The sequence below is a fragment of the Mycobacterium sp. genome (assembly GCF_040398885.1).
Lineage (GTDB): Bacteria > Actinomycetota > Actinomycetes > Mycobacteriales > Mycobacteriaceae > Mycobacterium.
In genome coordinates this window covers 26,729-33,929 of sequence record NZ_JBBATF010000010.1, presented here as the reverse complement: position 1 = coordinate 33,929, position 7,201 = coordinate 26,729, and the positions used below count along the sequence as shown (strand labels likewise).

At 69.8% G+C, this 7,201-nt stretch carries 9 protein-coding genes; 1 reads left to right on the top strand and 8 read right to left on the bottom strand.

Translation table 11 applies throughout. The features are described from left to right. A partial coding sequence (sdhC, locus tag ADBZ5U_RS02115; protein ID WP_526261859.1) for a succinate dehydrogenase subunit SdhC occupies positions 1–697 on the bottom strand: 697 nt, incomplete at its 3' end. A gap of 88 nt (positions 698–785) precedes the next feature. Continuing rightward, positions 786–1,082 (bottom strand): Rv0250c family protein, encoded by a 297-nt coding sequence (locus tag ADBZ5U_RS02110; protein ID WP_526261857.1) that lies wholly within the window; start codon positions 1,080–1,082, stop codon positions 786–788. A 121-nt stretch (positions 1,083–1,203) separates the two neighbouring features. Between ADBZ5U_RS02110 and ADBZ5U_RS02105 the strand changes: the two genes are divergently transcribed. Beyond that, positions 1,204–2,115, top strand: a complete 912-nt coding sequence (locus ADBZ5U_RS02105) for an SDR family oxidoreductase (protein ID WP_526261855.1) — start codon at positions 1,204–1,206, stop codon at positions 2,113–2,115. A 30-nt stretch (positions 2,116–2,145) separates the two neighbouring features. Here the strand turns inward: ADBZ5U_RS02105 and ADBZ5U_RS02100 are convergent, their stop codons facing one another. From ADBZ5U_RS02100 to ADBZ5U_RS02075, 6 genes are read right to left on the bottom strand one after another with little or no spacing between them, the layout of a single operon-like run. Beyond that, a complete protein-coding gene (locus ADBZ5U_RS02100; protein WP_526261853.1) occupies positions 2,146–2,688 on the bottom strand; it encodes a GNAT family N-acetyltransferase in 543 nt (180 codons plus the stop codon). 9 nt (positions 2,689–2,697) lie between these two features. Beyond that, positions 2,698–3,582: a 5-oxoprolinase subunit C family protein gene (locus ADBZ5U_RS02095; RefSeq protein WP_526261867.1), complete on the bottom strand. Its 885-nt coding sequence runs from the start codon at positions 3,580–3,582 to the stop codon at positions 2,698–2,700. Next, positions 3,579–4,220, bottom strand: coding sequence for a 5-oxoprolinase subunit B family protein (locus ADBZ5U_RS02090; RefSeq protein WP_526261865.1), 642 nt, complete (start codon positions 4,218–4,220; stop codon positions 3,579–3,581). The genes ADBZ5U_RS02095 and ADBZ5U_RS02090 overlap by 4 nt, the downstream gene beginning before the upstream one ends. Then, positions 4,220–4,909 (bottom strand): queuosine precursor transporter, encoded by a 690-nt coding sequence (locus ADBZ5U_RS02085; RefSeq protein ID WP_526261851.1) that lies wholly within the window; start codon positions 4,907–4,909, stop codon positions 4,220–4,222. Before ADBZ5U_RS02085 ends, ADBZ5U_RS02090 begins: the two co-directional genes overlap by 1 nt. Before the next feature lie 55 nt (positions 4,910–4,964). Further along, positions 4,965–6,707, bottom strand: coding sequence for a sulfatase family protein (locus ADBZ5U_RS02080; RefSeq protein WP_526261849.1), 1,743 nt, complete (start codon positions 6,705–6,707; stop codon positions 4,965–4,967). Beyond that, on the bottom strand, positions 6,708–7,172 hold the full coding sequence (locus ADBZ5U_RS02075) for an SRPBCC family protein (RefSeq protein ID WP_526261846.1): 465 nt from the start codon (positions 7,170–7,172) through the stop codon (positions 6,708–6,710). It abuts the gene before it with no gap. Positions 7,173–7,201 lie beyond the last annotated feature (29 nt).

Sequence of the window (7,201 nt, the reverse complement as noted above, 5' to 3'; positions counted from 1 at the left end):
TCCACAGCCGGTAGCGCACCGGGTGCTTGGAGAAGTGCTTGAGGCGGCCGCCCATCACATGCCGGCAGGAGTGGCAGGACAGGGTGTAGGCCCACAGCATGATGACGTTGACCCACAGGATGACGTTGCCCAGGCCGAAGCCGAAACCGGACGGGGAGTGCATGGCCTGGATGGCGTCCCAGGTGTTGATCACCGAGATCAGGGCGGCGACGTAGAAGAAGTACCGGTGCAGGTTCTGCAGAATCAGCGGGAAGCGGGTCTCGCCGGTGTAGGTGGCGTGCGGTTCGGCCACCGCGCAGGCCGTCGGCGACTGCCACACCGAGCGGTAGTAGGCCCCGCGGTAGTAGTAGCAGGTCAGCCGGAACAGCAGCAGGAACGGCAGCGACAGCAACGCGTAGGGGAGCAGTGACAGCAAGCCCGACGCAGGCAGGATCTGCGGCCAGAATTCGCTGGCCGCACCGCATTTGACGCTGACGCACGGGGAGTAGAAGGGCGTCAGGTAGTGGTACTTCTCGACGAAGAAGTGGTCCCGTTGGAACGCCCGGAACGTCGCGTAGACGACGAACGCGGCGAAGCCCAGGTTGGTCAGAATGGGCGACTTGAGCCAGTTGTCGGTGCGCAGGGTCTTTTGCGGGATCTGGGCCCGGCCGGGCGAGAAGACGCCGGTCGGACGCCGGTTTGCCGTGGGTGTGCTCATCTGCAGTGATCCCTTTCGAGTCAACTGTCCCGAAGAGTACCCAGGTTTACGCTGTCGGCCGAAATTGGGGCTGTCGGCCGAATCCGGCTCAGCGCCGGTTGTGACCGCCTACGCCCTCGTCGTCGACGTCGCGCCAGAATTCCCGGTCATAGGGGGTGTCCGGCACCGCGATCTTCTCCGCCGAACCCATCACGGTGTGCGACGCGAGTTCCAACTCGCCGGCGTCGATCTCAAGAAGGTCGAGGTCACCGACGATTCGCTCGGTGTCGATGACAACCCGGCGCATCGCCGGGGTGTCTCCGTAGCGGTGCTGCAACGTCGCCACGCAACGGCGCAGATTCCCGATGAGGTGGTGCAGTTCGGCGAGTTCGCCGGCTCTGGACATGGGGGCCTCCCCTGACTGTGCGGTCGCGAGTGATGTCCTCGATGCTAGCCACCTCGGTCGGTGTTTGTGAGAGACGTCACGTCCGTCTGTCCCATAAGTTCGTTCTATGGCCTCATGTCTTGTGACGGGGGGCGCCGGTTTCATCGGCTCCCACCTGTCTGCTGCCCTGCTCGCGCGCGGCCACACCGTCCGGATCGTGGACGATCTTTCGACGGGACTCATCGGCAACGTCCCCCCGGACGCCGAGTTCGTCCGCGGGGACCTCACCGACCCCGACACCGCGCACGCCGCCGTGCGGGGTTGCGAGTTCGTCCTGCACCAGGCGGCCGTCGCGTCGGTGCCGTTGTCGATATCCCGGCCACGGGTGTCCCACGACGCCAACCTCAGCGCCACCTTCAACGTCCTGCTGGCAGCGCGCGATGCCGGCGTCCGGCGAGTGGTGTTCGCGGCGTCCTCGGCGGCCTACGGCGACGATCCCGTCCTGCCGAAGGTCGAGACGATGCCGGCCGATCCGCAGTCGCCGTACGCCCTGCAGAAATACGCGGGCGAGGAATACTGCCGGTTGTTCCACCGCCTCTACGGCCTCGAGACCGTGGCGACCCGATACTTCAACGTCTTCGGGCCGAGGCAGAGTCCCACCTCGCCGTACTCCGGTGTTCTGTCGCTCTTCATCAAGGCCGCGCTGTCCGGTTCGCCGGCGACCATCTACGGCGACGGCGGCCAGACCCGCGACTTCGTCTACATCGACAACGTCGTCGACGGGGTGCTGCGGTCGATGGACGCAGCCGATGCCGCCGGGCAGGTGATCAACCTGGCCACCGGCAGCGCGGTTTCCCTGAACGAGGCGTGGGCGACACTGGGCGAGATAGTGGGACCGCTGCCGCCACCGGTCTACGAGTCGGCCCGGGTGGGCGATATCCGGCATTCCCTGGCCGACATCACCAGTGCCGCAACTCTTCTGGGTTACCGACCCCACGTCCCATTCGGCGAGGGATTGCGACGAACCGTCGAATGGGCCCGCGGCGCGGACTGAGGGCCCGCAGGATCGGCCGTGGGTGGCGACCTACCAGGGATCGCCGCCGCGCCAGTCGCACATCAGGTCGGAATCGGGATCGACCTCGGCGTCCACGGGGAGCACGAAAATCGATCCGTCGGCCTCCGCGGTGCGTACCGCGCCGGCCGGCGAGAGCACCGACGTCGTTCCTCGCCAGCTCACCCAGCCTCGTGGCCGGTAGAGCCGTGCTCCGGACCCGGAGGCGCTCAGCGCTCCGATCTGGTAGGCGCCCCGGATCACCTGCTCGACCGCGTCCAGCACGGCACTGCCCAGGCCCTGGCCGCGCCAGTCCTCCCGTACCGCAACACCTTCGACGTAGCCGCAGCGCAGCGCGGCGCCGCGGTGCAGCAGCCGGCGCTGCACGACGGCGGCATGTGCGATCAGCGCCCCGCGGTGCCCGATGACGGCGTGCATGCCGCCGAGTGCGTGGTCCCAGTCCGCGTCGTCGAACCGTCCCGCGTACGCATCGACGAGCAGCCGTCGGGCATTGTCCAGGGTCTCGCCGTCGAGGTCGCTGGTGTGCACCAGCCGGGCGGTGTGGACTTGCGGCACATCACATCTCTACCAGTCGGCCCGCCATGCGGGGCGGTGATTCCACCGCATTCTGACCGGCTGGCCCGGCCGCAGTTGGGCCACCTTGTCGGTGTCGGCGTCCACGACCACCCCGATGACCGGGTAGCCGCCGGTGACCGGATGGTCGGGACCCAGGATCACCGGCTGGCCGTTGGGTGGGACCTGGACCGCGCCGCGGGTGGCGCCCTCGCTGGGCAGTTGACGTTGCGGCCGGCGCAGTCGAAGGGCCGGACCGGCCAACCGGACGCCCACCCGGTCGCTGCGGTCCGAGGTCACCCATTGGGTGCGCACGAACTCGCCGGGGTCGGCGAACCAGTCCTGCCGCGGCCCGGGCACCACGCGCAGGTCCACCGGGCCGCCGGTGATCGGCCCGACCGGTGCCTGCTCGACGCGGGGGAGGATGCCAGCGGGCCGGCCGACGGCGACGACGTCTCCCGGGGCCAGCGGTCGCGGTCCGATCCCGGACATGGTGTCGTAGCTGCGCGATCCGAGGACCGGGGCGACGTCGATCCCCCCGCGGACGCCGAGGTAGCTGCGCAACCCGGACACCGGTGTGCCGAGCGAGAGGACCTGGCCGTGGTGCAGGCGCTGGATGCTGTTGGGGCCGAAACGAACTCCGTCGGCGGCCGGACCCGCGTCCGCCCCCGTCACCGCGACGTCCACCGTGCCGCCGAGGACGCGGGCGCTGAAACCCCCGAGCGTGATCTCCAACGTCGCCGCGTCGTCGGGGTTGGCCACCAGCCGGTTGGCCAGGCCGTGTGCGCCGCGGTCGGCCGCACCGGACCGGCCCACCCCGAGGTGGGCCAACCCCGGCCGGCCGAGGTCCTGCGCCACCGCCAGTGGTCCGGTGCTCAACACCTCGAGGGTGATCACGGCATTCCCGCGGCGCGGAATCGCACCCACATTCCCGGCGTCAGCAGCGCCGGCCGCGGGCGGTCCAGGTCCCAGAGCACCGCCTCGGTTCGGCCGATGAGCTGCCATCCGCCCGGCGACTCCCGCGGATAGACGCCGCTGAACCCCCCGGCCAACCCCACCGATCCAGCCGGAACCCGGGTGCGCGGCTCGGAACGCCGCGGCACGTCAAGCCGCGGGTCACCGCCGACCAGGTAGGCGAAACCCGGTGCGAATCCGCTGAATCCGACGCGCCACAGCGTTCCGGTGTGGGCCTCGACGACCCCGGCGGTGTCCATCCGGAGGTGGTCGGCGACCGCGGCGAGGTCGGCCCCGTCGTACACCACCTCGATCTCGACGTCGGCGGCGCCGGAATGGTCCGGGCCCGCGACGGTGGGGACGGCCATACCCGCGAGCTGTCCGCGGACCGCCGACTGACTAGCCGGATCGGCCAGGCTCACCAGGACGGTCCGGGCACCCGGAACGATGTCGGTCACCCCCGTCAGTCGGGCCGCCCGCAGCCTTTCGGCCAGCGCGAGAACCTCGGCGGTGGAGAGACATTCGACCAGAAGTGCCCGGTCGCCGTAGTCCCGGATCGCCGAGCCGCCGAGTCGGGCCATCACGGTGCGGCGGCGTAGGTGGGCTCGCGGCGTTTGACGAAGCCGATCACCCGGTAGGTGATCGGCAGCATGACGACTTCGACGGCCGTCTTGTAGATCCAGCCCAGGGCTGTGTAGGTGAGCAGATCCTTGAAGCTGGTGATGCCGATCGCGCCGGCGGCGATACTGCAGAACACCAGGGTGTCGCCGAATTGCCCGGCGAAGGTCGAGCCGACCAAGCGGGCCCACAGGTGCTTCTCCCGGGTCCGTTGCTTGATCTTCACCACGGTCCAGGCATTGATCGTCTGCCCCACGACGAAGCCGGCCAGTCCCGCCACGATGACTTGGGTGTAGGCGCCCACCACGTTGGCGAGGTGTTCCTGGTTGGGATAGAAATCGGCGGCCGGAAGGTAGACGGTCACCCAGAACGCGAGGGCCGCAAGGCCGTTCATCAGAAAGCCCAGGGCGATGGCGCGACGGGCGGCCCGAAATCCGTACACCTCGGCCAGAACGTCGCCGATCACGTACGTCAGCGGGAAGACGATGAACCCGCCGTCGGTGATGATGGGCCCGAACGCCACCCCCTTGGTCGCGGTGACATTCGAGATGATCACCAGCGCGGTGAAGACGGAGACCAGGACGGGGTAGTAGGCGCTGCCCACCTCCGCGAAGCTCGGCCGGCTGCGGGCTTCGGCATCGGTTGTTGTCACGACCGCAATCCAAGCACGTCGCTCGGCGATCAGTGCCTCGTGGAAGGGGTGCGGGTTACCGCACCACCCCGCCGGATCGGCGCGCGGCGTACGGCCAGGGGTTGTTGCGCTCGGGCACCGACTCGGCGCGGCTCTCCTTCAGACGTGTCCGCAGGTGCCGGCGCAGTTCGTCCAGGGCGGGATCGTCCCAGCGGTTATCGGCCTCGATCGGGTCGCCGGTCAGGTCGTACAGCTCCCACTGATCGTCCAGCGGGCTGGTCCGGTACATCTCGCCCCCGAGTCCGTTGGCGGCCAGATGGCGCACCCCCGGCTCGGTCCAGGTCGACGGGTCGTCGAAACTGCGGACCACCTTCCATAGCCTGCCCTCAACCCGGACCACCAGACCTTCGAAGTTGGCCGCCGTGTGGGCGGGTATCCGGATCCTGAGCGGGGCGGGGGGATTGACGGTCCGCTTGAGTCGGCGGCCCAGGCCGGAAGCGCCGGAGTCGCCTTCGAGCATGTTGTCGCGGGTCATCAGGTACACCGCGCGGTCCTCGTCGGCCGGACCCCCGTCCACCACGGGCATGAGGTCGCGCCCGGGCAGGGGATGCACCTCGGTGAACGACTCGCGCAGCGTCGCGGCGACCGCCTCGACGTCGACCCCGGCGGCGCCGAGCAGGGTGGGCACCAGGTCGACGTGGGACGTCGGGGAGTCGACGACTCGGGCGGTGGTGCCCGGACCGCCCACCCGCGCGATGGTGAAGGGCACCCTGGTCGCCTCGTCGTAGAGGTTGAACCACTTCTGGTGCAGGCCGCCGTGCGCCCCGAGCAGGTCGCCGTGATCGGCGGTGCGCACCAGCACGGCGTTCTCCGAGCCGTCGGTGACCGCGCGGCGGACCCGGTCGATCGGGGCGTCGACCTCCGCGTGCAGGCGGTAGTACAGGTCGCGGTAACGCCGGCCGAACCGCTCGTAGACCTGCTGAATCGCCGCGGCCGGTCCGTAGCCGGAGTAGTAGGCCTCCCGGAAGGCGATCTGTGCGGCGGGTTTGGTGCGCAGATCCTCCTCGGCAGTGGGCGCCGGCGGCACCTGCGGCGGGTCGAGGGGGGAGGGCTTGAGCGGCGAACGCAGCGCCCAGGTGGGGAACAACACGATGTCGTGGGGGTTGACGAAACTGGCCACCAGCAGAAACGGACGCAGCGCATCGGGATCGCCCGCGCGGCGGCGGGCGTAGCGGTCCCGCAGCCAGGCCACCACCCGCTCGGCGATCAGCGGGTCCCGGCGCAACCCGCAGTTCGCCAGACCAGCGCCGTGCGGCTCGGGCCCCACCCAGCCGGAGAATCCGTAGGGCGCCAACGGGTCCGCGTCCAGGTAGCGCTGCACCGCATCGGGGTCGACGACGCCGTCGTGGTCGTTGGTCGCCAGGACCTCTCCGGTGGCCGGGTCGGTCAGGTCGGCATGGGAGATGTGCCACTTGCCGTCGTAGTGGGTGTCGTATCCGGCGGCCCGGAACCAGTTACCGAGGGTCGGAACCTCACCCCGGCGCAGCCAGCGCATCCGAGAGTCGTTGTACACCTTGCCGATTCCGTCGGTCTGGGTCACCCCGTGCAGATCCGGGTACTGGCCGGTGAAGATCGTCGGACGACTCGGCACGCAGGCCAGCGATCCGGTGTAGTGGCGGGTGAAGCTGACGCCGTTGGCGTCGAACCAGCGCCGGCCGCTCAGCACGCGGTCCCGCCAGGCCAGCACCTCCGGGGATTCGTAGGGCGGGACGGCCCGTTCCTCGTCGGTCATCACGATCACGATGTCGGGGCGTGTCATCTAGGAGCCTTCCACTCGTTCGGCCAGTCCGGCCAGCATTTCTTCCGACTGTTCGGACATGGCTCGGCACACCGAGCGTTCGGCCAGTCTCGCGATCGGGTTGGTCCCGATGTCCACCGTGCTGGTCACCGTCACGCCGGTCCCTCCGTCGGCGGCCGGGGCCAGCGTCCACCGCCTGCCCGCCCGGCGCAGCCTGCGGGGCAGTCCCGCGATGTCGTAGGCCAGGGTTGCCGTCGGGATGAACTCGGTGATCCGTTCGACCAGAGCGTCGCGGCCCACCTGCACCCGCCGGGAGGTGCCGACCGCCGGGCCCGGCGGGCCGTGCTCCAGCAGGCAGGAGTGGTCGACGTTGCCCGCCCACGCGCTGATGGCGCCGAAGTCGGCGAGGACGTCCCACACCGCCTGCGGCGAAGCGGCGACGGTGCGTGAGCGGCTGAACTGGGCCACCCGCCCATCCAACCGCATCGCAGCCCGCTCGTCAGCGCCGGCGGCCC